At 39.1% G+C, this 21,445-nt stretch carries 20 protein-coding genes; 9 read left to right on the top strand and 11 right to left on the bottom strand.

Annotated elements, in window-relative coordinates:
* Positions 1-4: 4 nt before the first annotated feature.
* The 3 genes from AADJ06_RS11315 (at position 5) to AADJ06_RS11305 (ending at position 5,926) form a co-directional block, all read left to right on the top strand.
* Positions 5-640, top strand: a complete 636-nt coding sequence (locus AADJ06_RS11315) for a NeuD/PglB/VioB family sugar acetyltransferase (RefSeq protein ID WP_341226558.1) — start codon at positions 5-7, stop codon at positions 638-640.
* 165 nt (positions 641-805) lie between these two features.
* Positions 806-4,258, top strand: coding sequence for a pyruvate carboxylase (locus AADJ06_RS11310; protein ID WP_341226557.1), 3,453 nt, complete (start codon positions 806-808; stop codon positions 4,256-4,258).
* A gap of 129 nt (positions 4,259-4,387) precedes the next feature.
* On the top strand, positions 4,388-5,926 hold the full coding sequence (locus AADJ06_RS11305) for a SulP family inorganic anion transporter (RefSeq protein WP_341226556.1): 1,539 nt from the start codon (positions 4,388-4,390) through the stop codon (positions 5,924-5,926).
* Between the two features lie 87 nt (positions 5,927-6,013).
* Here the strand turns inward: AADJ06_RS11305 and AADJ06_RS11300 are convergent, their stop codons facing one another.
* Together AADJ06_RS11300 and AADJ06_RS11295 are read right to left on the bottom strand one after the other, a co-directional pair.
* Positions 6,014-6,961, bottom strand: a complete 948-nt coding sequence (locus tag AADJ06_RS11300; RefSeq protein ID WP_341226555.1) for an N-acetylornithine carbamoyltransferase — start codon at positions 6,959-6,961, stop codon at positions 6,014-6,016.
* Positions 6,962-7,132: 171 nt separating this feature from the next.
* Complete coding sequence (locus tag AADJ06_RS11295; protein WP_341226554.1) at positions 7,133-7,891, bottom strand: hypothetical protein; 759 nt, start codon at positions 7,889-7,891, stop codon at positions 7,133-7,135.
* A 114-nt stretch (positions 7,892-8,005) separates the two neighbouring features.
* Here AADJ06_RS11295 and AADJ06_RS11290 point away from each other — a divergent pair, with 114 nt between their 5' ends.
* On the top strand, positions 8,006-8,824 hold the full coding sequence (locus AADJ06_RS11290) for a ZIP family metal transporter (protein ID WP_341226553.1): 819 nt from the start codon (positions 8,006-8,008) through the stop codon (positions 8,822-8,824).
* Here the strand turns inward: AADJ06_RS11290 and rimK are convergent.
* The gene (rimK, locus tag AADJ06_RS11285) at positions 8,821-9,699 is read right to left on the bottom strand and encodes a 30S ribosomal protein S6--L-glutamate ligase (protein WP_341226552.1); all 879 of its coding nucleotides are present in this window, start codon (positions 9,697-9,699) and stop codon (positions 8,821-8,823) included. The genes AADJ06_RS11290 and rimK overlap by 4 nt on opposite strands.
* Complete coding sequence (locus tag AADJ06_RS11280) at positions 9,696-10,103, bottom strand: RimK/LysX family protein (protein WP_341226551.1); 408 nt, start codon at positions 10,101-10,103, stop codon at positions 9,696-9,698. The genes rimK and AADJ06_RS11280 overlap by 4 nt, the downstream gene beginning before the upstream one ends.
* A gap of 156 nt (positions 10,104-10,259) precedes the next feature.
* On the opposite strand from AADJ06_RS11280, the gene AADJ06_RS11275 reads away from it, so the two are divergent.
* Together AADJ06_RS11275 and AADJ06_RS11270 are read left to right on the top strand one after the other, a co-directional pair.
* Entirely contained in the window at positions 10,260-11,351 is a 1,092-nt protein-coding gene (locus AADJ06_RS11275; protein ID WP_341226550.1) for a Gfo/Idh/MocA family oxidoreductase, read from the top strand.
* A 77-nt stretch (positions 11,352-11,428) separates the two neighbouring features.
* Positions 11,429-11,620 carry a YqaE/Pmp3 family membrane protein gene (locus AADJ06_RS11270; protein ID WP_341226549.1) on the top strand — a complete coding sequence of 64 codons (192 nt, stop codon included), beginning with the start codon at positions 11,429-11,431 and terminating at the stop codon, positions 11,618-11,620.
* Here the strand turns inward: AADJ06_RS11270 and mazG are convergent.
* Both mazG and AADJ06_RS11260 read right to left on the bottom strand, forming a co-directional pair.
* Positions 11,617-12,438, bottom strand: a complete 822-nt coding sequence (gene mazG / locus AADJ06_RS11265) for a nucleoside triphosphate pyrophosphohydrolase (protein WP_341226548.1) — start codon at positions 12,436-12,438, stop codon at positions 11,617-11,619. The genes AADJ06_RS11270 and mazG overlap by 4 nt on opposite strands.
* Before the next feature lie 83 nt (positions 12,439-12,521).
* On the bottom strand, positions 12,522-13,181 hold the full coding sequence (locus tag AADJ06_RS11260; protein ID WP_341226547.1) for a thioredoxin family protein: 660 nt from the start codon (positions 13,179-13,181) through the stop codon (positions 12,522-12,524).
* A 229-nt stretch (positions 13,182-13,410) separates the two neighbouring features.
* On the opposite strand from AADJ06_RS11260, the gene AADJ06_RS11255 reads away from it, so the two are divergent.
* Both AADJ06_RS11255 and AADJ06_RS11250 read left to right on the top strand, forming a co-directional pair.
* On the top strand, positions 13,411-14,919 hold the full coding sequence (locus tag AADJ06_RS11255) for a zinc-binding dehydrogenase (RefSeq protein WP_341226546.1): 1,509 nt from the start codon (positions 13,411-13,413) through the stop codon (positions 14,917-14,919).
* Positions 14,920-15,086: 167 nt separating this feature from the next.
* The gene (locus AADJ06_RS11250) at positions 15,087-15,797 is read left to right on the top strand and encodes a 2-phosphosulfolactate phosphatase (protein WP_341226545.1); all 711 of its coding nucleotides are present in this window, start codon (positions 15,087-15,089) and stop codon (positions 15,795-15,797) included.
* Positions 15,798-15,820: 23 nt separating this feature from the next.
* On the opposite strand, the gene AADJ06_RS11245 is transcribed toward AADJ06_RS11250, so the two are convergent.
* A complete protein-coding gene (locus AADJ06_RS11245; RefSeq protein WP_341226544.1) occupies positions 15,821-16,666 on the bottom strand; it encodes an AraC family transcriptional regulator in 846 nt (281 codons plus the stop codon).
* Entirely contained in the window at positions 16,667-17,611 is a 945-nt protein-coding gene (locus AADJ06_RS11240; RefSeq protein WP_341226543.1) for a glycosyltransferase family 2 protein, read from the bottom strand.
* A 182-nt stretch (positions 17,612-17,793) separates the two neighbouring features.
* Between AADJ06_RS11240 and AADJ06_RS11235 the strand changes: the two genes are divergently transcribed.
* On the top strand, positions 17,794-18,105 hold the full coding sequence (locus tag AADJ06_RS11235) for a DUF6787 family protein (RefSeq protein ID WP_341226542.1): 312 nt from the start codon (positions 17,794-17,796) through the stop codon (positions 18,103-18,105).
* 76 nt (positions 18,106-18,181) lie between these two features.
* Here AADJ06_RS11235 and AADJ06_RS11230 read toward each other — a convergent pair whose 3' ends face one another.
* The 3 genes from AADJ06_RS11230 to AADJ06_RS11220 form a co-directional block, all read right to left on the bottom strand.
* Positions 18,182-18,580 carry a hypothetical protein gene (locus AADJ06_RS11230; protein WP_341226541.1) on the bottom strand — a complete coding sequence of 133 codons (399 nt, stop codon included), beginning with the start codon at positions 18,578-18,580 and terminating at the stop codon, positions 18,182-18,184.
* 324 nt (positions 18,581-18,904) lie between these two features.
* The gene (locus tag AADJ06_RS11225; protein WP_341226540.1) at positions 18,905-19,132 is read right to left on the bottom strand and encodes a hypothetical protein; all 228 of its coding nucleotides are present in this window, start codon (positions 19,130-19,132) and stop codon (positions 18,905-18,907) included.
* Positions 19,133-19,160: 28 nt separating this feature from the next.
* Complete coding sequence (locus tag AADJ06_RS11220) at positions 19,161-21,293, bottom strand: PQQ-binding-like beta-propeller repeat protein (RefSeq protein ID WP_341226539.1); 2,133 nt, start codon at positions 21,291-21,293, stop codon at positions 19,161-19,163.
* Positions 21,294-21,445 lie beyond the last annotated feature (152 nt).

Here is a 21,445-nt window from a genome sequence, read left to right as displayed (position 1 = left end):
CAAAATGGATAATCCCGTTATAATTTTTGGTGCTGGCACCTTAGGAAAAATAGCTCTCGATATATTTAACGAGAACAGTGTACTCATTTATGGCATATTAGATGATAAAGCGGAACTTCATAACACTGAAATAGGAACAGTTATGATTATGGGAGCTACGGACGACGCCAGAATTCTAAAAATCATTGGTAAAAAAACAGAAGCTTTTGTAGCTGTTAAAAACCAAGCCGACAGAAAGAGCCTTGCCGAAATGCTAAATAAAAAACGCAAGACCATGCCAATCAATGCCATTCATAAATCTGCAGTACTGTCGGAAGAAGCTATAATTGGACATGGAAATTTGATAGCAGCTAGTACAATTGTAGGTCCTTTTGCCAAAATTGGTAACCTGAATATTTTAGGCACATCAGTTGTGATAGACGCAGAGGCGGAGGTTGGAGACTATGTAGAAATAGGAAGTGGTTCCGTTATTTCAAGTGAAGCCAAAATAGAAGAAGGTGCATTTTTGGGAGCTAACGTTACCGTAGTTTCAGGAATAACTATTGGTAAAAATGCTCGCGTTGGAGCTGGTTCTGTAGTTATTGAAAATGTAGCGGAAAACACCACCGTTTTTGGTAATCCAGCCAAGGCTATAGGATAGTTTTACACAAAATACCCCCTAAATTGAACTATTCCAAGATTAGATTGAGATTCTAGTCTCAAAAATTGATCTACTTAGCCTCGACCACTAAATTCGTTAGTTTTTAGAGTTTACTTATGCTATATTCTCTATTGAGAACCTGACATTTACCCCCAATCCGATTAGATGAAAGATTACATAAAACCAATAAAAAGATTACTTATAGCTAACCGTGGAGAAATTGCCATCAGAATAATGCGAGCAGCATCTGAACTGGGAATTACTACCGTAGCTCTATATACTTTTGAAGATAGATACTCACTTCACAGATACAAAGCAGACGAAGCTTATCAAATAGGGACAAATGACGAGGCCCTTCAACCTTACTTAGATATTGAAGGCATCATTCAATTAGCCAAAGACAAAAAAATTGATGGAATTCATCCTGGATATGGTCTACTTTCTGAAAACGTAACGCTAGTTAGAAGATGCCAAGCAGAAGGAATCATTTTTGTAGGTCCTGAGCCTGAAGCTATGGATGCTTTAGGCGATAAAGTAGCCGCCAAAAACATGGCTAAAAAAGCAGGTGTACCTTTGATTCCTGACTTTAGAGAAGATATTCCGAATCCGGAATTTGCCCTAGAAAGAGCCAAAGAAATAGGTTTCCCGATGATGGTGAAAGCTGTAGCTGGTGGCGGTGGTAGAGGTATGCGAGTGGTGCATAATGCAGAAGATTTCCCTAAAGCGTATTCTGAAGCAAAGAACGAAGCCAAAACTGCCTTTGGAAATGATGTAGTTTTTCTTGAAAAATTCGTTTTGGAACCAAAACACCTAGAGGTACAGCTTTTAGGAGATAAACACGGTAACCTTATTCACCTTTATGAAAGAGACTGCTCTGTACAGCGTAGGTTTCAAAAGGTAGTTGAGGTAGCTCCTTCTGTAGGTTTAAAGCAGGAGACCAGACAAAAACTTTACGATTACGCCATTAAAATGGGTAAAGCTGTAAATTACTCAAATGCTGGTACGGTAGAGTTTTTAGTTGATAAAGAAGAAAACGTTTACTTCATTGAGGTTAATCCACGTATTCAGGTAGAGCACACTATAACGGAAGAAATAACCGGTGTTGATATAGTTAGAACCCAGCTTTTGATAGCAATGGGTCATAAACTTTCTGACAACGGAATTTATATTCATAATCAAGATGAAGTGCCTTTAAAAGGCTTCGCGATTCAGTGTAGAATAACTACGGAAGACCCTGCCAACGGCTTCAAACCCGACTTTGGAACTATCATTGCCTACAGAAATGCGGCAGGTTTTGGTATAAGATTAGACGAAGGAAGTGCCTATCCCGGCATGAAAATTTCGCCTTACTTTGACTCAATGATTGTTAAAGTAACCGCAAGAGGCCGTACCCTAAAAGGTGCTGCTCAGCGATTATCAAGAGCATTGGTTGAGTTCAGAATTAGAGGGGTAAAAACGAACATCCCTTTTCTAAGTAATGTAATTAACGATAAAGAGTTTCAAAAAGGAAAAGCTAGGGTTTCATTCATTGAGAGCCGTCCAGATCTATTGGTACTTCGTAAACCAAAAGACCGTTCTACCAGAGCGATGAAACTTTTAGCCGACGTTATAGTTAACGGAAATCCAACCCTAGGTAAAGTAGAAAAAATTGATTTTGAGCTTCCTAAAGTTCCAATCATTGACCCATATAGCTCTTACCCAGACGGGAATAAGCAAAGGCTTGACAGCATGGGAGCTGATAAGTTTGCTCAGTGGGTAAAAGATCAAAAATCAATTCTTTATACAGATACTACTTTTAGAGACGGACACCAATCATTGCTTGCTACTCGAGTAAGAACTACAGACATGCTGCAGGTAGCTGAAGGCTTTGCCAAAAACTTCCCTCAGCTGTTTTCTATGGAAGTGTGGGGTGGTGCTACTTTTGATGTAGCCATGCGTTTTCTTTATGAAAGCCCTTGGAGACGTCTACAAGAGTTTAGAGAGGCTATGCCAAACATGCTTCTTCAGATGCTTCTTAGAGGTTCAAATGCAGTAGGTTATACAGCATATCCTGATAACCTTGTAGAAAGCTTTATTGAGAAGTCTGCCGAAAACGGTATTGATGTTTTCAGAATCTTTGATTCACTTAACTGGATTGAGTCCATGAAGTTAAGCATCAGAACTGTTAGAGAGCGTACCAACTCTTTGGCAGAAGCTGCTATTTGCTATACCGGCGAAATGCTTGACCCAAATCAAAAGAAATATACGTTACAGTATTACTTAGACATGGCTCGTCAGCTAGAAGACGAAGGTGCTCACATTATTGCCATAAAAGATATGGCTGGTTTGCTTAAACCATATACAGCAGAGGTTTTAGTAAGAGAAATGAAGAAGGCAATTGACCTTCCAATTCACTTGCATACACATGATACATCATCTATTCAGCCAGCTACCTATTTAAAAGCAACTGAATCTGGGGTTGATGTTATTGACTGTGCTTTAGGTGGTTTGTCAGGTTTGACATCGCAGCCAAACTTTAACTCGGTGGTAGCTATGCTACAAGGTACCGAGAGAGAGTGCGAAATGGACTTACATAAATTAAATCAGTACTCAAACTACTGGGAAGACGTAAGAGCTATGTACGCTCCATTTGAATCTGGGCTTAAGTCTGGAAGTGCTGAGGTTTATGAGCACCAAATGCCTGGCGGTCAATATTCAAACTTGAAGTCTCAGTCAATTTCTTTAGGACTTGGAGACAAATTTGATTTATTAAAAGAGAACTATGCGATAGTTAATAATCTTTTAGGAGATATTGTCAAAGTGACGCCATCTTCTAAAGTAGTAGGTGATATGGCTCTGTTTATGACATCAAACAGCATAGACGCTGACGATATTTTCAAGAAAGGAGATACGCTCTCTTTCCCTGAGTCTGTTAAAGGGTTCTTTAGAGGCGACCTAGGTCAGCCTCCAGGAGGATTCCCTAAAGAGCTTCAAAAAATCATCTTAAAAGATGTGAAGCCTTTTACTGATAGGCCAAATGCTCATATGGAGCCAATTGACCTTGAAAAGGAATTTGCCCAGTTCCAAATAGACTTCCCAAACTCAGATGGTTACTTGGATTTCTTAGCCTATAAACTTTACGACAAGGTTTATGAAGACTTCCACGCCAACCGTGAGAAATATGGTGACGTAAGCCTTATACCTTCGCATGCTTTCTGGTATGGTCTACATCAGAATCAAGAAATAATGATCCAGATAGAAGCTGGTAAAACTATCTTAGTTAGGTACCTGTACACTTCTGAATCTGACGATGAAGGTAAGAGAACTGTGAGTTTTGAACTGAATGGTCAAACACGAAAAATCAAAGTTCGTGACACGGCTTTAAAAGTGACTAAACCTACTAATAAGAAAATAAGCAAGGAAGGCGATATAGGAGCTCCGCTTCAAGGTCGTATTTCTAGAGTACTAGTTAAGAAAGGTGACGAAGTGGCTAAAAACACGCCATTGTTTGTAATAGAAGCTATGAAAATGGAATCTATTGTAGCATCTCCTTTTGAAGGTATAGTAGCCTCTGTACAGTTAGAGCAAGGTTCTGTGGTAGAACAAGACGACTGGGTGGTGGAGATAGAAAAAGCCTAATAGTAAATTAATATTTTTCTGGCAGTTTTTATAAATCAATTTTTAGTCCTTTGTGGATTAAAGATTGTGGCATAAAAACTGCCTTCTGTTTGTAGTAAGTTCAATATTGAAAATTTATAATAATAATTTATGAGTCAAATTTTTACTCTTTTTGACCTAAAACAAAAAGTAGACTATAAGAACGAGATTTTATCTGGTTTGACTGTTGCTTTGGCCTTAATTCCAGAGGCTATTGCCTTTGCGTTAATTGCTGGCTTGCACCCACTTACGGGCCTGTATGCGGCCTTTTCTATTGGTCTTATAACTTCCATCTTTGGAGGAAGGCCTGGAATGATTTCTGGTGCCACTGGAGCTATAGCTGTGGTTATAGTAGGGTTGGCTAAAATGCATGGAGTGGAGTATATCTTTGCCACCGTGGTATTAGCTGGTTTAATTCAGATGGCCGCTGGCTTCTTTAAGTTAGGTAAATTCATCAGACTGGTGCCTCATCCGGTAATGTTTGGTTTTGTAAATGGTTTAGCCATTGTGATTTTCATGGCTCAGTTGAGTTCATTTAAAGTGCCTGCTTTAGATGGCTCCATGGAGTGGATGCAGGGAAGTCAGCTTTACATTATGATAGGTCTGGTTCTTTTAACCATGCTTATAATTTGGGGGCTTCCTAAGTTGACTAAGTTGATTCCTTCAGGCTTGGCGGCTATTCTTGTAATTACGGCTATAGTTATTGGCTTTGGTTTACAAACTAAAACCGTAGGAGATATTAGTTCTATCAATGGAGGTTTTCCTCCTTTTCATATTCCAGAAGTTCCTTTTACTTTGGAAACTTTGACTATCATCTTTCCTTTTGCCTTGATAGTGGCGGGTGTAGGACTTATTGAGAGCTTATTGACACTTAACCTTATTGACGAGATTACAGAGACAAGAGGTAGCAGTAATAAAGAAGCAGTAGCTCAAGGTCTTGCCAATGTGGTAACAGGTTTTTTCTCGGGAATGGGTGGCTGTGCTATGATAGGGCAAAGCCTTATCAATATTTCATCTGGAGCCAGAGCAAGACTATCGGGAATAGTCGCCTCGGTTATGCTCCTAGTTTTTGTGATGTTTGGTGCTCAGTACATTGAGCAAATGCCTATGGCGGCATTGGTTGGACTTATGTTTATGGTGTCTATTGGTACTTTTGAGTGGGCTAGTTTTAAGGTAATTGGCAAGATGCCAAACCACGATATATTAGTAGGAATGTTGGTTGCCGCTATTACCGTGCTGCTCCATAATTTAGCTCTTGCCGTACTTATTGGAGTTGTAATTTCTGCTTTAGTTTTCTCTTGGGAAAATGCTAAAAGAATTCGAGCAAGAAAATATACAGATGAAGAAGGGGTTAAGCATTATGAGATTTACGGGCCTCTTTTCTTTGCATCTACTCAAACATTTGCCGATAAATTTGAGGTACAAACAGACCCCGACAAAGTAATTATTGACTTTAAAGAAAGTCGTGTCAATGATATGTCTGGAATAGAAGCCTTGAATAAAATAACGGAACGTTATCAAAAAGCGGGTAAAGAGGTACACCTGAAACACCTAAGTGAAGATTGCCGAAAACTGTTAGCTAATGCGGAAAAAATCATTGATGTAAACATCATAGAAGACCCTACTTATAAAGTAGCAGTAGACCTTTAAGACAGATTTATTTTTATAAAAGAATCCCCTTTCTAAAATAATTAGAAAGGGGATTTTCTTTGTTTGAGAACCCGAAAACAATCTCTTTTACAAACCCTCCAAAATTTTCTTCATGGCAGCTTGAACAGACCAAACCCTGTTTCCAGCTTGCTGAATAACTACAGAATTATCTGAGTCAATAACCTCATCTTCCACTATCAAACCTCTTCTGACGGGCAAACAGTGCATAAACTTGGCATTGTCTGTAAGTGCCATTTTATCTTCCGAAATAATCCAATCTTCATTTCCTGGAAGCACCTTTCCATAGTCGGTATAAGATGACCAGTTTTTAGCATAAATAAAGTCTGCTCCTTCAAAAGCCTCTGCTTGATTATGAGTTACCGTGGCATTTCCTCTGTACGCTTCTGGTAAGTCATACCCTTCAGGATTTGTTATCACAAAATCATAGTCCGTAAGGTTAAGCCATTCGGCAAAAGAGTTTCCTACCGCCTGAGGCAAAGGCTTAATATGTGGAGCCCAAGTCAAAACTACTTTAGGCCTTGTTTTAGTTTTTAATTCTTCAATAGTTATTAAATCTGCCAATGACTGACAAGGGTGACGTGTGGCCGACTCCAAATTAACAATAGGCACACCAGCTAAGGACCTAAAGCTTTCTAAAACCAACTCTTTATAATCTTCTTCCGCATCTGTCAGTCCTGCAAAAGCTCTTACACCTATAATATCTGCATATTGACCAATAACAGCTGCCGCTTCTTTAATATGCTCTGCTTTATTGCCATTCATTTTTACACCATCACCAAACTCCAATTGCCAGCTATCTGAGCCCACATTCATCACTATTACGTTCATTCCTAGATTTAAACCCGCTTTCTGAGTACTCAGACGAGTTCTAAGGCTTGAGTTAAAGAACAAAAGAACGAGTGTTTTGTCTTTCCCTAAAGATTTATGTGCCAAAGGGTTAGCCTTTTGGGCCAATCCTTCTTCTATTAAATCTTGAATATTAGGTACATCAGAAGGGGTAATAAAATGTTTCATTGAATGCTTTTAATAAATATGGTTCGACAAAGTTAACAGAATCGACTTTTGACAGAACGAACTCCTAATCAAATTTTCATTTTCTTAGAAAAACGAAGCTAATAATACCAAAAAAGCCGTTTTCTATTCTTAATTGATAGAAAACGGCTTCAATATAAAACTGTACTACGATTAACGCCCAGTTTCAAAAACGAAGTGAGCTAGCTTCTTATAATCTTCTGTTTGCCTTAATTTGTTTTTAGAGCTTTTCAGGTAATACTTAGCATCTATACCCAGTGAGTTTACCAAGTTCATAACTTCTTTCTTGGAGTCTATAGAAACAAGTTCTTCTCCATCCCAGAAATGGTAATGGTTTTTCTTGTTAATTATTGGCTCCTTGCTTCCCACGTCTAACACGGCATTATAATCTCCCCTTTGAACGCTTATTTCTTTTGATTGCAAGAAGGCAATACCATCTCTAGCTCCTAATAATTCGAAAAAGCCTTTAACGTTTTTACTTTCAAACTCTTTAGGGTTAATAAACTGTGAAACTGAATTATCTTCATTCAAGCACAAAATGTTTGAAACCTTTGACGTCTCTATAATCTTGATTTGCTCACCATATTTAAACTCTACGTTATTATTCCAAAGGTCAAACCTCGTTTCTACCCCTACTAAACTATCAAGACCCACGGTTTCTCCAGTAGCAGTAGTCATATTTTGCTGATAGAAATATACCTTCCCTTTTTGAAAGCCTTCTTCCCAGAAATAGTCGCCTTTTACATTTGACTTAATATCAGTCATGCTCAGGAGTTTTTCATTTCCCCCTGTTCCAACTTCAATGTCAGAATAAAAATTCTTGGCATTGAACCAGTTGTGCGGAAAAATACGCTGAGCAGAAAGCTGAAAACTTAAAAAGATGAGGGATACTAGTGTTATTGTTTTTGTCATTATGTCTTTTAAAATATTGCTCAAATATCGTTATAAAGCTGTTTTTAAGAAAATTATTCAAATAATTTGTATATTCGAGCCTCAAAACAAATTTTTTAGATTTGCCTAAACATTATGGAGAAATTATCCTTCCTACTAGATTATAACCCCGTTCTTTTAGCACTCGTCGCCACACTTTTCACTTGGGGGCTTACGGCACTCGGGGCAGGCCTTGTCTTTTTCTTTAAAAAAATTGATCAAAGGGTACTAAATTTAATGCTTGGTTTTGCCGCTGGCGTCATGATTGCGGCCAGTTTTTGGTCATTATTAGCTCCCGCTATTGACATGGCCGAAGAAAATGGTACCACAGGGTGGGTACCTGCAGTGGTAGGTTTTTTACTTGGCGGAGCTTTTTTATATGGCATAGACAAAACCCTTCCTCACCTTCATCTTAATCGCTCTATGGATAAAGCAGAAGGAATAAAAACTTCATGGCAAAGAAGTGTTCTCCTAGTACTGGCAATAACCCTTCACAATATCCCAGAAGGCCTGGCAGTAGGTGTGGCTTTTGGAGCATTGGCAAACAATCCAGACATGGGAATCCTCACAGGAGCTATAGCTCTTGCCATAGGTATTGGAATTCAAAACTTCCCTGAAGGAGCAGCCGTTTCTGTCCCATTAAGACGTGAAGGTTTTTCAAGGCTTAAAGCCTTTAATTATGGTCAAATGTCAGGAATGGTAGAACCCGTAGCAGGTGTTTTAGGAGCACTTTTAGTATTATACGTAACTCCTATATTACCCTATGCCCTAGCTTTTGCCGCTGGTGCCATGATTTTTGTGGTGGTAGAAGAACTAATTCCTACTTCCCAAAGCGGTGACAAAACAGACCTTTCTACCATCGGTGCGATGATAGGTTTTGCGGTCATGATGTTTTTAGATGTGGCCTTAGGCTAGCTATCAGCGTGTCTTTCAATGTATCTGATAATAGATTTGGCAATATCTTGCCCTGTTGCCCTTTCTATTCCCTCTAAACCAGGAGAAGAGTTAACTTCCATAATTTTTGGTCCACTGTTTGACCGAAGCATATCAACTCCGGCTACACCCAAGCCAAGTACACGAGCCGACTTAAGGGCTGCATTCTCTTCTTCTTCAGTCAGTTCTACTACCTCTGCTGAGCCACCACGGTGTAGGTTAGACCTAAACTCGCCTTCTTTTCCTTGACGTTTCATGGCCCCTACTACTACACCATCTACCACAAAAGCACGTATATCAGAACCATTAGCTTCTTTTATAAATTCTTGCACTATAACTCTTGCCTGAAGGCCTTGAAAAGCATCTAAAACAGATGTAGCGGCACTTTGTGTTTCTGCCAATACCACACCCACACCCTGAGTTCCTTCTAATAATTTAATAATACATGGAGGTCCTCCTACTTTCTCAATCACCTGCTCAGTATCTTTAGAGTAATTAGTAAAAACCGTCTTTGGCAAACCCAAACCAGCTCTTGCTAAAACTTGTAGGCTTCGAAGCTTATCTCTGCTCCTGACCAATGCTTGAGACTCTACCGTGGTAAATACTTTCATCATCTCAAATTGCCTCACCACAGCTGTACCATAAAAAGTTACCGATGCTCCTATTCTTGGAATAATGGCGTCAACACCCGTTATAAAGCTTCCGTTATAAAAAATCTGTGGTTTTTTCTTTTCAATTACTAAGTCGCATTTCAATGGACTAATAATTTGAACTTCATGTCCACGCTTTTCAGCTGCCTCTTTTAGCCTCCTTGTAGAATATAAGTTGGCGTTTCTCGATAGAATTACAATCTTCATTTTTTTAATATCTCTTTTTTAGCGACATCCACTAAATATTTACCCTTAATAAATTTTCTGCCCAAGAGTAGCGGGGTTTTCATTTCGCTTCTATTTGTAAGTGTTAGCTCAATGTCAAAAACATCTTCCCCAAGGCAAATTTTTGTCCAAATAGAATAGCGTTCTTCTTCTATACCATTTGAGCTTTTGACTTTTCTTTTACGAAAGTCAGTAAAAATGACATTTTCTACTGATTCTTTAGACTTATGTGAGTTAAGAAATTGACAAGAAATACCTCCATCTATTTCCGTAACTTTTTCACAGTGCATACTAGACGTGTACGCACCTGTATCTACTTTAGCCCCAACATTAAACAAAGCCAAAGCTGGCAAGTCTGCCCGTTCTTTTCTACCTATAACTTTCAATCATATCTCATTTCAGTTCGAAAAGTAGTTTGATTCATTTAGACCTACGTAGTTTCTTGCCAAATTTATTTTTTTTGACCTGACTTTAAATTTTGAAACTCCACTTAAATCGTCGTAAATTCAATTTAATTAAACACAATAAATAATTCAACTCTTATGAATACCACCCGTCGTTCGTTTGTTAAAAAGTCAATTTTAGCCTCCTCTGTGGCTGCCTTTTCGCCAAATGTACTCTTAGCTGCTACCAGACCTGTAAAAGAGAAACTGGGCGTAGCCTTGGTTGGCCTAGGCTATTATAGCACTGACTTAATAGCTCCTGCTCTATTAAAAACTAAACATTGCGAATTAAAAGGAATAGTGACTGGTAGCCCATCAAAGATTCCAACATGGCAAGAGAAATATGGTATTGTAGATAAGAATATTTACACCTATGACAACTATGACAGCATAGCCAACAACCCAGACATTGATATAATTTATGTGATTTTACCTCCATCAATGCACCGAGAATATACCGTACGTGGTGCTGAAACGGGTAAACATATGTGGTGTGAAAAACCAATGGCTCCTACCGCGGCAGACTGTCAAGCAATGATAGACGCTTGCAATAAAAACAAAGTTGGCCTTTCAATAGGCTACCGATGCCAGCATGACCCAAATATTCAAGCATACCAAAAAGTAGTAAAAGAACAAAAATTTGGTAAGGTAAAAATGGTTACCTCCGCCGCTGGTTATGTAGATGGCAGAACAAACCACTGGAAACAAAGTAAAGCCATGGGTGGTGGCGTAATGGGAGATATGGGTGTTTATGCCATACAAGGTGCTAGAATGGCAACTGGGGAAGAACCGATAAGTGTTAGAGCACAAACCTATACCACCCAACCAGAAATTTATCATGAAGTAGAAGAAAGTGCCGCATACATTCTAGAATTCCCTAGCGGGGCAAGAGCCAGCTGCCAATCTAGTTTTGGAATAAGTATGAACCACCTTCAGGTTAATTACGAAAAGGGCTGGCTTAAAATGGAACCACAGTCTGGCTATGGTGGAAACAAAGGAAGCATGTCTGACGGGACAGAAATTTATACGCCAATAGACCGCCAACAACCACTTCAATTAGATGACGACGCACTGTCAATAATTAATAAAAAGCCATACCTCTGCCCAGGTGAAGAAGGCCTGCGTGACATTAGAGTGGTAGAAGCTGTACTAAAGTCTGGAGCCAATGGTGGCTGTGAAGTAAAACTATAAATAGGCTACAAACCGCTTATCAATAAGAGATTGAAAATGTAAGATGCGGCAATTATTTTCGTAGAAATAAAAAAGCTATGTTACTAATTGCCGTATTACTTCCTTGGTTGTCTTTCTTTTTGAGGGGTAAAATTCTTAGAGGAATACTATGTTTGTTTCTTCAACTCACCATTCTTGGTTGGTTGCCAGCAGCACTTTGGGCGGTAGCCTCAAGGGTAGATGGGAAAAACAGAACTAGGTTTCGACGCATGGAGCGAAGATACCACTAGACCTTTTTAGCCTCTTCCCAAAAAACATCCATTTCTGCCAAAGTCATATCTGAAAGCTGTTTGTTGTTTTCCTTTGCTTTTAATTCTAAATATTGAAACCTTTTGATAAACTTCTTATTGGTTCTTTCTAGAGCGGTTTCTGGATTTATATCAATAAAACGAGCATAGTTTACGAGAGAAAACAGCACATCGCCAAATTCGGCCTCAGCTTCTTTAGTGTCAATAGCCTCTGACTTTTCAGTGTCAAACTGCTCCTTGAACTCTTGCATTTCTTCCTCCACTTTAGCCCAAACCTGAGATTTTTCTTCCCAATCAAAGCCTATACCTCTGGCTTTTTCTTGGATTCGCATGGCTTTAACCAGTGCTGGCAAAGATTTAGGTACACCACCCAAAACCGACTTATTCCCTTTTTCTTTGAGCTTTAGCTTTTCCCAGTTTTGCTTTACATCTTCCTCGTTTTCTACTTTAACATCGCCATAAATATGTGGATGACGAGAAACCAGCTTATCGCAAATGCCATGTAGCACCTCCGAAATATCAAAAGCCTCTTTTTCTGAACCTATTTTGGCATAGAAAACCATGTGAAGCATAATGTCACCTAGTTCCTTTCTTATCTCTTCCAAGTCTCCATCTAAAATAGCATCCGAAAGCTCATACGTTTCCTCAATGGTCAAGTGTCTAAGGCTCTCCATGGTCTGTTTTTTATCCCAAGGACACTGCTCACGAAGCTCATCCATGATGGTTAGTAGCCTATCAAAGGCAACTAAGTGATTCATGCGTTCTGGAGTAAATAATGGCGGCTGAGAAGGAATTGACATTGCTTTTAAATTTTGTTTCAAAACTAACAAAAAAGGGCTGCCCAATGGACAACCCTTTCTCTGAATTAATGTTTTAGCTGCGTTTAATTGCTTCTCCAGCTCATTGCACAGCCAATGGCTCTGGTGTTTTGCGTTACTACCGGCTTGCTTACCAAAAGGTTTTCAATGGCCTGTTCTACGTATTTATTGCTTACCAATCCTTCACTTTTAGGACTGTCGTCAATGGCACCAATGTATCTCACTATGTTTTTAGTCCCTACTTTCTCTATCACAAAGGCTTGAGGATTTCTTGACACTCCATAGCTTTTAGCTACTCCTTTATCATCTACCAAATATGGAAAAGTAAAGCCTCTTTCTGCCGCCCTTTTTTTCATATTCTCGTAATTATCTTCCTCGTAAGCTTCTGGGTCATTAGGATTAATGGCTATCAACGGAAAACCCTTAGACATATACTTTCCGTTTAGCTGAACCAGCCTTTCTTCATAAGCTTTAGAAAATGGACAGTGGTTACAGGTGAAAACCAAAATGAACCCCTTTGCTGAGGAAAAGTCACTCATGGAGACCATTTTACCGTCCACGTTTTTTAGCTTAAAATCGCTTACCTCATCACCAACTGCAAAACGACCAAAGGAGATATTTTGCTTCTCTGGATTAATGCCCCGGGCTTTTACTTGCTTCGCCAAAGCGGCTCCTAAAAAACCTAAGGCGAGCACCAAGCCTACTATTGTTAATTTCTTTTTCATTTTCTTAACTCTTTAAGTCAAAATTTGACCCTTTTGAGCTTAAATGGCAAAAACTGTACTAATGAATTTGCTACGCTCAATATTCTAACGTTATCGTGTGGGTATTTAATTCCACGATTGCAAAACGACAATGCCCTAATAATATTGACAATTGCCTCTCTTTTTTGAGGTTTTAGCAGGAATATCTTGAATTTTTTGTATCTAGTTTATCAAAAATCAACAAACCTATATGAAAGCCATTTTATGTGAGACTCACGGAAAACCAGACTCCCTAGTCTTCAAAAACATTGACAACCCTAAGCCAAGTGCAAATGAGGTTTTAATAGACATCAAAGCCTGTAGTGCCAATTTCCCGGATGTGCTCATCATTCAAAACCTCTATCAGTTTAAACCAGAGCTTCCCTTTTCACCAGGAGCCGAAGCGGCAGGAATAGTAAAAAGTGTAGGGAAAAACGTTAATCATTTCAAAAAAGGAGACAAAGTGCTCTCCCTTTGTGGCTGGGGCGGCTTTGCAGAAGAGGCGGTGGTAGACCAAAGTCGTGTTTTCCCTTTACCAAAAGGCATGGATTACGTTACGGCATCTTCCTTAATGTATAATTATGGTACCTCTTACCACGCCTTAAAAGACCGGGCTAAACTACTGAAAGGCGAAACACTTTTGGTGCTTGGTGCCGCTGGCGGCGTAGGTTTGGCAGCGGTAGAGCTAGGGAAAATATTAGGTGCCACCGTAATAGCGGCAGCCTCATCGGTCGAAAAACTAGCCGTATGTAAAGAAAAGGGAGCGACGCACCTTATTAATTATACAGAAGAAGACTTAAAAACACGTATAAAGGAACTGACAAATGGCAAAGGTGCAGATGTGGTTTATGACCCCGTAGGAGATAAATGGGCGGAAGCAGCCGTACGGTCAACCGCTTGGAATGGCAGGTACTTGGTAGTTGGTTTTGCCGGAGGCGAAATCCCAAAAATACCGATGAACTTACCTCTTTTAAAAGGCTGTGCCATCATGGGTGTTTTCTGGGGAAGGTTTACTAGTGAAGAGCCCGCTCTTTCTGTTCAGAACATTCAGGAGCTTGGTAAGTTTTATATGCAAGGCAAAATTAAGCCACATATCTATAAACTTTATCCGCTAGAAAAAGGTGCAGATGCCCTAAACGACCTCATGAACAGAAAAGTAACAGGCAAGGCCGTGGTTATTACTTGCACTGAAGAAGAAGCAAGCTCCGCTGAAAAAATAACAGCCAAGGTCCCGAAACCTGAAGTTCCAGAAACCAGTACAAACGAGGTTCTTGCTTTTCAAAATCAAGAAGCGGTTTTAGCTTGGGTTGGAAACCCTCTAGGAAAAAGTCCTTGGCTAGAAGTAAGTCAGAAAATGATTGATGAGTTTGCCGAAGCTACGCTAGACAAACAGTGGATTCACATTGACAAAGAAGCAGCAAAATCAACTGTTTTTGGAGACACCATTGCTCATGGTTATTTGACACTTTCGCTCATTCCTAAATTGATGTCTGAAATTTATAGTGCCCCTTTTTCCAAAATGGGTATTAATTACGGAACAGAAAAAGTTAGATTTTTGCACCCTGTGCTTTCAAATAGTAAAATACGATTAAACGCTACACTCAAACATGCATCAAAAACAGCAAGCGGGGGGCTTAAAATGATAGCGGAGGCGAGTATTGAAATTCAGGGGGTTGAGAAACCTGCATGCTATGCGGAGGTTATTAGTGTTTTGAATTAATATCAAAATCGTTTGTCATGATTTTGGTTCAAAATCTCGCCAAACGGAATAATTGACACGCTCTTATGCGAGGGGTTTTCAACCCTCGCTATAAATATATCGCTCCGCTGGAGCTTTGAAGTTTTTTGTAATATAAAACTTCATCCGCTTTCGTACTTTTGCGAGCTATGAAGAGAAATATTGATGTTTGCCTTACGCCCAATTTAATTGAACAGCATGATTTGGCTGGAAAAGTAGTAGTGGTTACTGATGTTTTCAGGGCTACTTCTTGTATGGTGGCTGGTTTAGCTACCGGCGTCAAATCTATAACACCTGTTTTGGAGGTGGAGGAATGCTTAAAATTACAAGCCCAAGGCTATCTGGCCGGCGGCGAGCGTCATGCCAAAATGATTGAAGGCTTTGATTTAGACAACTCTCCTTTTAGCTATATGGCTGATAAAGCCAAAGGGAAAGACATTGCGATGACTACTACAAATGGTACTTTGGCCATCAATAAAGCCAAAGGAAAGGCGGATGAAATTTTAGTGGCATCTTTTTCAAACTTAAGCCCAACCGCAAAATATTTGCAAAGCATCGACAAAGATGTAATAGTTATATGTGCTGGCTGGAAAGGTAGACCTGGTTTAGAAGATATTCTGTTTGCTGGTGCGTTGGTTAAAATGCTAAGCGAAACCCATGAAAACGAGGAGGACAGTACTCATTTGGCAACTGCCGCTTATGAAGATGCTGAGACTGACATGGTGGCTTATTTACAAAGAGCAAGTCACCTAAAAAGGTTGAAAAATCTAGCTGGAAATGATATTCCTTACTGTTTGATTAAAGACCAGTTTGATGTGGTTATTCATTTAGTGGGTGATAAGCTTCAGCTGAAGGACTAATATCTCGCAGAAACTTTTTCTCTTTAATATTTAGCCGGCGTTTTTCCGTAGGTTTCTTTGAAGAGTTTTATGAAGTGCGAGATGCTTTCAAAGCCAACCTCCTCCGCTACTTCTGAAACGTTTTTGTCGCTATTTTTAAGTAAGAACGCAGCTCTACTTAGTCTCTTTGACCTTATCCAGTATGCTGGCGAAACGCCAAATTGTTCTTGAAAATCTCGCTTAAAGCCAGACAGGCTTCTACCTGAAAGCTTTGAGAGCTCGCTGATAGTTAGCGGTTTTAAATAATAGTTTTGCATCAAATAGCCTAAGTCTTCTTTTTCGCCCCTATAAATCAAACGGAGCACACTACGGAGTTTATCGTCATTGTCAAACTCCATCAAATGCAGTAAAAGCTCGTGCAGTTTCAGCTTCAAAAACTGATTAAGATATTTGGTCTTAGATTTGAAATAAGGCAAGACGGATTCGGCAAACTTCCCAAATTTATCATTAGAATGAAGAACCAGCAGAGCCGAGTTATCATAAGAAACCTTTTTCTCTTCTGGGAAAAGCTCAATATTCTGGTCTACAAAATCTTTGATAAGCTTATCTTCTATAAAAAAAACCAGGCTTTTGTAGGACTCGTCAATTGACTCTGACATCAGGTAATAGCCTCGACGAATAAAAAAAACATCGCCTTTGGTTACCGTAACGTCAGACTCGGTATTGGTAAAGCGTTTTTCTCCTTCTATAACATAGATAACGGCATTTTCTTCAAAAAAAACCTCGTTCTTGGAAGGGTAAACATCACTCCGATAAGCCACAAAAGTCAGCTCCTGAATCTTTAGAGACTCAAACTGGTCTGCTGCTATTTCGGAGGGTACCCTAAGCATTTATTTCTTTTCGACTATTTCATCAATCACAAAGAAAGGTCGTCTTTTCACCTCTATATAAATCCTGCCGATGTATTCGCCCAAAATTCCAAGAATTATCAAGGTAACACCTCCTAAAAAATACATCCCTACGGTCAATGTGGTGGTTCCTGGGATTTCGGCAGGCGTATGGCCTAAAACTTTAAAGCCTATAATTCTGTGTAGCACAAAGAAAAAACCAACGATAAAAGAAGGAATAGCTATAATGAAACCAAAATACGTGGCTAGCCTTAGCGGTACATTGGAGAAACCAAACAGCCCGTCAAGTGCCAACTCCATGAGCTTTTTGAAAGTGTATTTTACTTCTCCTGCTGCTCTTTCTGCCCTTTCGTATTTTACCCCTATTTGTTTAAAACCGGCATAAGCACGCAAACCTCTCACAAAACGGATTTGCTCTGGCATTTCTTTGACAATGGCGTTCACCACTTTCCTGTCCATCACACAGAAGTCTCCTGAATCAAGCGGAATGTCAATCTCCGAAATAGCAGCCAACATTCTATAAAAAGTAGCATAAGCTATTTTCTTAAAAAAGCCTTCTTTTCTTTTGGTTCTGATGGCATAAACCACCTGATAGCCTTCACGCCATTTGTTCAAAAATCGGTAGAGCTCTTCTGGTGGGTCTTGTAAGTCACCATCCATAATAACCACGGCGTCGCCTTTAGCCTCTTGAATACCTGCCGAAATAGCTGGCTGGTGTCCAAAATTTCTAGAAAGCTTTATTAAACGTACGTGAGCATCTTTTTCAACAAGCTCCGTCATGATTTCTAATGAGCTATCTGAAGAGCCATCATCTACCAATACTATCTCATAATCTTCTTTCCAAGAAGGGGAAGCGGCGGTTAATCTGGCATAGAGGTTTGGAATGTTTTCCTCCTCGTTAAAAATCGGGATTACGATAGAAATCATATATGCTTTTAAAGATGCTCTGCAAAAATAGAGAAATTAAGAATGTGGTTTGTTTTTTATCAGCACGCTTTGCGTTTTCTCCTTCTTAGTATCTAGAAAGTAAATAAGAAGGACTTAATAAAACCAAAGTAAATAAGTCTAGTTTTCTTATGAAATTGTACTTTTGCCCCATAAATACGAACATGGAGAAACTTAAGGAACGTTGGGGCTTGACATCAAACTGGCAGTTAGTGGCTATTTTAGTAGTATTTTCTATTAATGGTTCTTTTGCCACCTGGGTAGCTAAACCCGTGACTGCGTTTTTTGGCCTGAGTCCAGAAACCACCGAGCCATACATTCTTTATCTTGTCTGTCGTATTCTCCTAATCTTCCCTATTTACCAGTTGACCCTGCCGCTTGTGGGTTGGGTATTTGGTCAGTTTAAGTTCTTCTGGGCTTTTGAAAAGAAAATGCTGAGACGTATCGGCTTTAAGAAGTTTTTTCCGGAGGATTGATTTTTGATTCTTTGTTAAGTCAAAAGATTTTATTGATTGCTCCTATAGTTAGATGTATTTACTGGCTGAATAAATCTTAAGAAATATAATCTTCCAAATTGATATCATTGTTGAGAGGATAGTACCGAGCATAGTTTCCATCTTTAAAGCTTACTTTAACATTTGGAATCAAGAAAACACTATTAACCAGTAAAGTTTTCTTTACAGATGTAATTTCAGAGAACTTTTGACTTCTTACTTTCTCAAATATCCTCTTCACCACTAAGGAATTTCCCTCAATATAAACTTCATTTAAAAAAGCAATTACAATCATCTGACTTGCCAAATAAAACAGCATAAGTCTCATAAAAAAAGAACCATAGTCATAAAGAAAAACATCCTCATCCGTCGCAAAAACGAACATGTTTAGCGACGCAAATATGGCTATAATGGCCGTTAAACGAGTCGTTCTGCTCAATAAGGTTTTCTTTATCATAGTTTTTATAGAATAATATCGGAATACTACCTCATAATCAATTACAAAAACAAATTCTTTGTTACTATAGGGTTTCGCCTAACGTCAAAAATCGCAATTATATAAAGGTCAGCACTGTTGACCTTATAATATAAATAGTAATCTCTAATGATTTTTACTCTAATTCCCTTGTAGTCTGTAAGTTTTCCAGAGTTGGGATAGGTCTTAATTGTGTGCCTTTAAGAAAGAGCTTGTTGAGCTTTATGGAGTAGCTTTTACTTTTGTTTCTAGATATCCAATATTGTAGAATTTCTCTTCTTTGAAAAACAGCTAATTCTGTCCAAGTTATTCGTTTAACCATTTCTCAAAGTCTGCTTCCACTTTATCACCCAAAATAACATTACCCTTTGTTATATCTTCTAGCCCTTGGCCTAAACCCTTTTTATGTTCCTCAGGTACAGAAATAGTTTCTGAATCAAATTCGATAAGATGTAATAAATCCTCCAAAAGGTACTCCTTATCAATGCCTTGAACCTTTTCTAATACCAAGTTTTTTAACTCTGTTGTTGACATTTCTGTGATTTTATAACCAAATATAACATTATTCTGAAATTTCAGGCAAAGCAAACGCTAGATAAGAGTCGCCCGACTTGTCGCTTTTACCACCTCCGCAGGCTATTACTACGTATTGTTTGCCTTTCCATTCGTAAACAGATGGTGTGGCGTGGCCGCCGGCCGGTAATTTTGTTTCCCAAAGAACTTTTCCTGTTTTCTTGTCAAAGGCTCTAAACATTTCATCTTCCGTGGCTCCTATAAAAATGACACCGCCTTTGGTTACTACTGGGCCGCCATAATTCTCTCTTCCTGTAATCGGAATTCCTTTGGCGGTTAGTTCAGGAAACTCTCCCAAAGGCGTTTTCCAAAGTATCTTACCCGAGTTTAAATCTATGGCATTTAATGTACCCCAAGGAGGATTTATACCTGGGTAGCCATCTTTCGTCAAGAAACGTTTGTAACCGTTCATTAAATAAGGCGTAGTCAGTTTTTCTTTCCCTCCACTCAGTTCTTTTTTGACACCTTTTTCCTCTTTTTCTAAAAGGAAATTCACCAAGGCATCTCTTTCTGCCTGAGCTATATGTTTAAATGAAGGCATTCCTCCTCTTCCGTTTTTCAGGATTTTGTGTACTTCTTCACTGTCATATTTTCCCGCAAGGCCTACCAATTTAGGAAACGCCGAAGTGTTTCCCATCCTGTCTGCTCCGTGGCAGTTTGCACAGTTATTGGCATAAATACTACTTCCACTTATCTCTCCCTTTTTAAGTTTTGCGGCTTCATTAGGAATCATTTCTATCAGCCACGGCATTTCATTGGCATTGACATACATAATACCACTTTCAGGGTCTACAGCAGCTCCGCCCCATTCTCCACCACCATCAAAACCAGGAAAAAGCAAAAACGGTCTTTCTTGACTTGGAGCCAACCACATATTACCATATTCTACGCCTTCTATCATGCCTTTCACTTCCCTTTCTAATTCAGGTGTGATATTTAGCAAATCCTTCTCCCCTACTTCTTGACGCATAAATGCTTCTGGTAATGTAGGAATTGGCTGCGTAGCAGAGGCAAATTCACCATCCATTATGTTTTCAGGTATTGTTTTCTCTTCAATAGGGAAAATCGGTTCGCCCGTTTCACGGTCAAACATAAAGACATAACCATGCTTAGTGATTTGTGCTATAGCATCAATCTTTTTGCCGTCTTTATTAATAGTAACTAAGTTAGGGTTTGAAGGAATATCTCTGTCCCACACATCATGATGAACTAATTGATAATGCCAAACTCGCTCTCCTGTGGCAGCATTTAAAGCTATCAAACTATTGGCAAAAAGATTGTCTCCTTTTCTGAATCCACCCCAAAAATCATAGGTGGCAGAGCCCGTAGGCACATATACTATTCCTCGCTCCTCATCCAGCGTTAAGCCAGCCCAGTTGTTTGCTCCACCTATTTTGTCTACAAATTCCTCGTCCCAGGTGTCATAACCTAGCTCCCCTTTCTTGGGAATGGTATGAAAAACCCACTCTTGCTTTCCTGTTTTTACGTTATAGGCTCTGATATGTCCTGGAGCAGCATCTAAACCTTCAGAAAGTCGCATTCCCATAATTATCTTATCCCCGTAAATAATTCCAGGTGTGTTGGAAACTACCAAAAACTGATCTTCTGAGTTTTCAGATAATCCTATTTGTAAATCTACCTTTCCTTTGTCTCCAAAACTTAAATCTGGTTTACCTGTTATAGCATCAACAGACATTAAATAGCTTCCGGCACAGAAAAGGATTCGTCGGGTGTCACCTTCCTTAAAATAGGTAACCCCTCTATTTGTTCCTGCCCAAGAGTTTTCTCCACCCAAAACCTCAAAAGGATCAAAACGCCAGATCTCATTTCCTGTTTCTACATGAAGAGCTACTAAGCTTAACTTAGGCGTGGTAGCATATAAAATACTATCTACAATAATGGGCTGACATTGAATCTGAGAATTCTCGGATGCATCGCCTGTATGATATTCCCATGCCACATCAAGGTTTTTAACATTTTCAACATTAATTTGTTCTAGAGAAGAGTACCTCGAGGCATCTTTTGTTCCTCCATAGTTTGTCCATTTTGAGTAATCGGTGGTTTTATCTGCACATGAACTAATAATTAAGAATACGGAAGCAAAAAGTAGAAACTGTTTCATTCTGGCTGTTTTTCAATAATAAAGGGTTGAGAATTAAGTGATGGAATTGATAAATAAAATCAATTTCATAGATTTGGCTAAATATAGGTGTTTTCTTGAAAAAGCTAGTCTTGCCTTGTCTTTCGTAAGTTTGGCACGATATGGGTTTAGTA

The sequence above is a fragment of the uncultured Arcticibacterium sp. genome, from assembly GCF_964021845.1.
GTDB lineage: Bacteria > Bacteroidota > Bacteroidia > Cytophagales > Spirosomataceae > Arcticibacterium.
This window is presented reverse-complemented; position numbering and strand designations above follow the sequence as displayed.

Coding starts and splice junctions, on each gene's coding strand:
- AADJ06_RS11315 (WP_341226558.1), top strand. CDS start 5: ATGGATAATCCCGTTATAATTTTTGGTGCTGGCACCTTAGGAAAAATA.
- AADJ06_RS11310 (WP_341226557.1), top strand. CDS start 806: ATGAAAGATTACATAAAACCAATAAAAAGATTACTTATAGCTAACCGT.
- AADJ06_RS11305 (WP_341226556.1), top strand. CDS start 4,388: ATGAGTCAAATTTTTACTCTTTTTGACCTAAAACAAAAAGTAGACTAT.
- AADJ06_RS11300 (WP_341226555.1), bottom strand. CDS start 6,961: ATGAAACATTTTATTACCCCTTCTGATGTACCTAATATTCAAGATTTA.
- AADJ06_RS11295 (WP_341226554.1), bottom strand. CDS start 7,891: ATGACAAAAACAATAACACTAGTATCCCTCATCTTTTTAAGTTTTCAG.
- AADJ06_RS11290 (WP_341226553.1), top strand. CDS start 8,006: ATGGAGAAATTATCCTTCCTACTAGATTATAACCCCGTTCTTTTAGCA.
- rimK (WP_341226552.1), bottom strand. CDS start 9,699: ATGAAGATTGTAATTCTATCGAGAAACGCCAACTTATATTCTACAAGG.
- AADJ06_RS11275 (WP_341226550.1), top strand. CDS start 10,260: ATGAATACCACCCGTCGTTCGTTTGTTAAAAAGTCAATTTTAGCCTCC.
- AADJ06_RS11270 (WP_341226549.1), top strand. CDS start 11,429: ATGTTACTAATTGCCGTATTACTTCCTTGGTTGTCTTTCTTTTTGAGG.
- mazG (WP_341226548.1), bottom strand. CDS start 12,438: ATGTCAATTCCTTCTCAGCCGCCATTATTTACTCCAGAACGCATGAAT.
- AADJ06_RS11260 (WP_341226547.1), bottom strand. CDS start 13,181: ATGAAAAAGAAATTAACAATAGTAGGCTTGGTGCTCGCCTTAGGTTTT.
- AADJ06_RS11255 (WP_341226546.1), top strand. CDS start 13,411: ATGAAAGCCATTTTATGTGAGACTCACGGAAAACCAGACTCCCTAGTC.
- AADJ06_RS11250 (WP_341226545.1), top strand. CDS start 15,087: ATGAAGAGAAATATTGATGTTTGCCTTACGCCCAATTTAATTGAACAG.
- AADJ06_RS11245 (WP_341226544.1), bottom strand. CDS start 16,666: ATGCTTAGGGTACCCTCCGAAATAGCAGCAGACCAGTTTGAGTCTCTA.
- AADJ06_RS11240 (WP_341226543.1), bottom strand. CDS start 17,611: ATGATTTCTATCGTAATCCCGATTTTTAACGAGGAGGAAAACATTCCA.
- AADJ06_RS11235 (WP_341226542.1), top strand. CDS start 17,794: ATGGAGAAACTTAAGGAACGTTGGGGCTTGACATCAAACTGGCAGTTA.
- AADJ06_RS11230 (WP_341226541.1), bottom strand. CDS start 18,580: ATGATAAAGAAAACCTTATTGAGCAGAACGACTCGTTTAACGGCCATT.
- AADJ06_RS11225 (WP_341226540.1), bottom strand. CDS start 19,132: ATGTCAACAACAGAGTTAAAAAACTTGGTATTAGAAAAGGTTCAAGGC.
- AADJ06_RS11220 (WP_341226539.1), bottom strand. CDS start 21,293: ATGAAACAGTTTCTACTTTTTGCTTCCGTATTCTTAATTATTAGTTCA.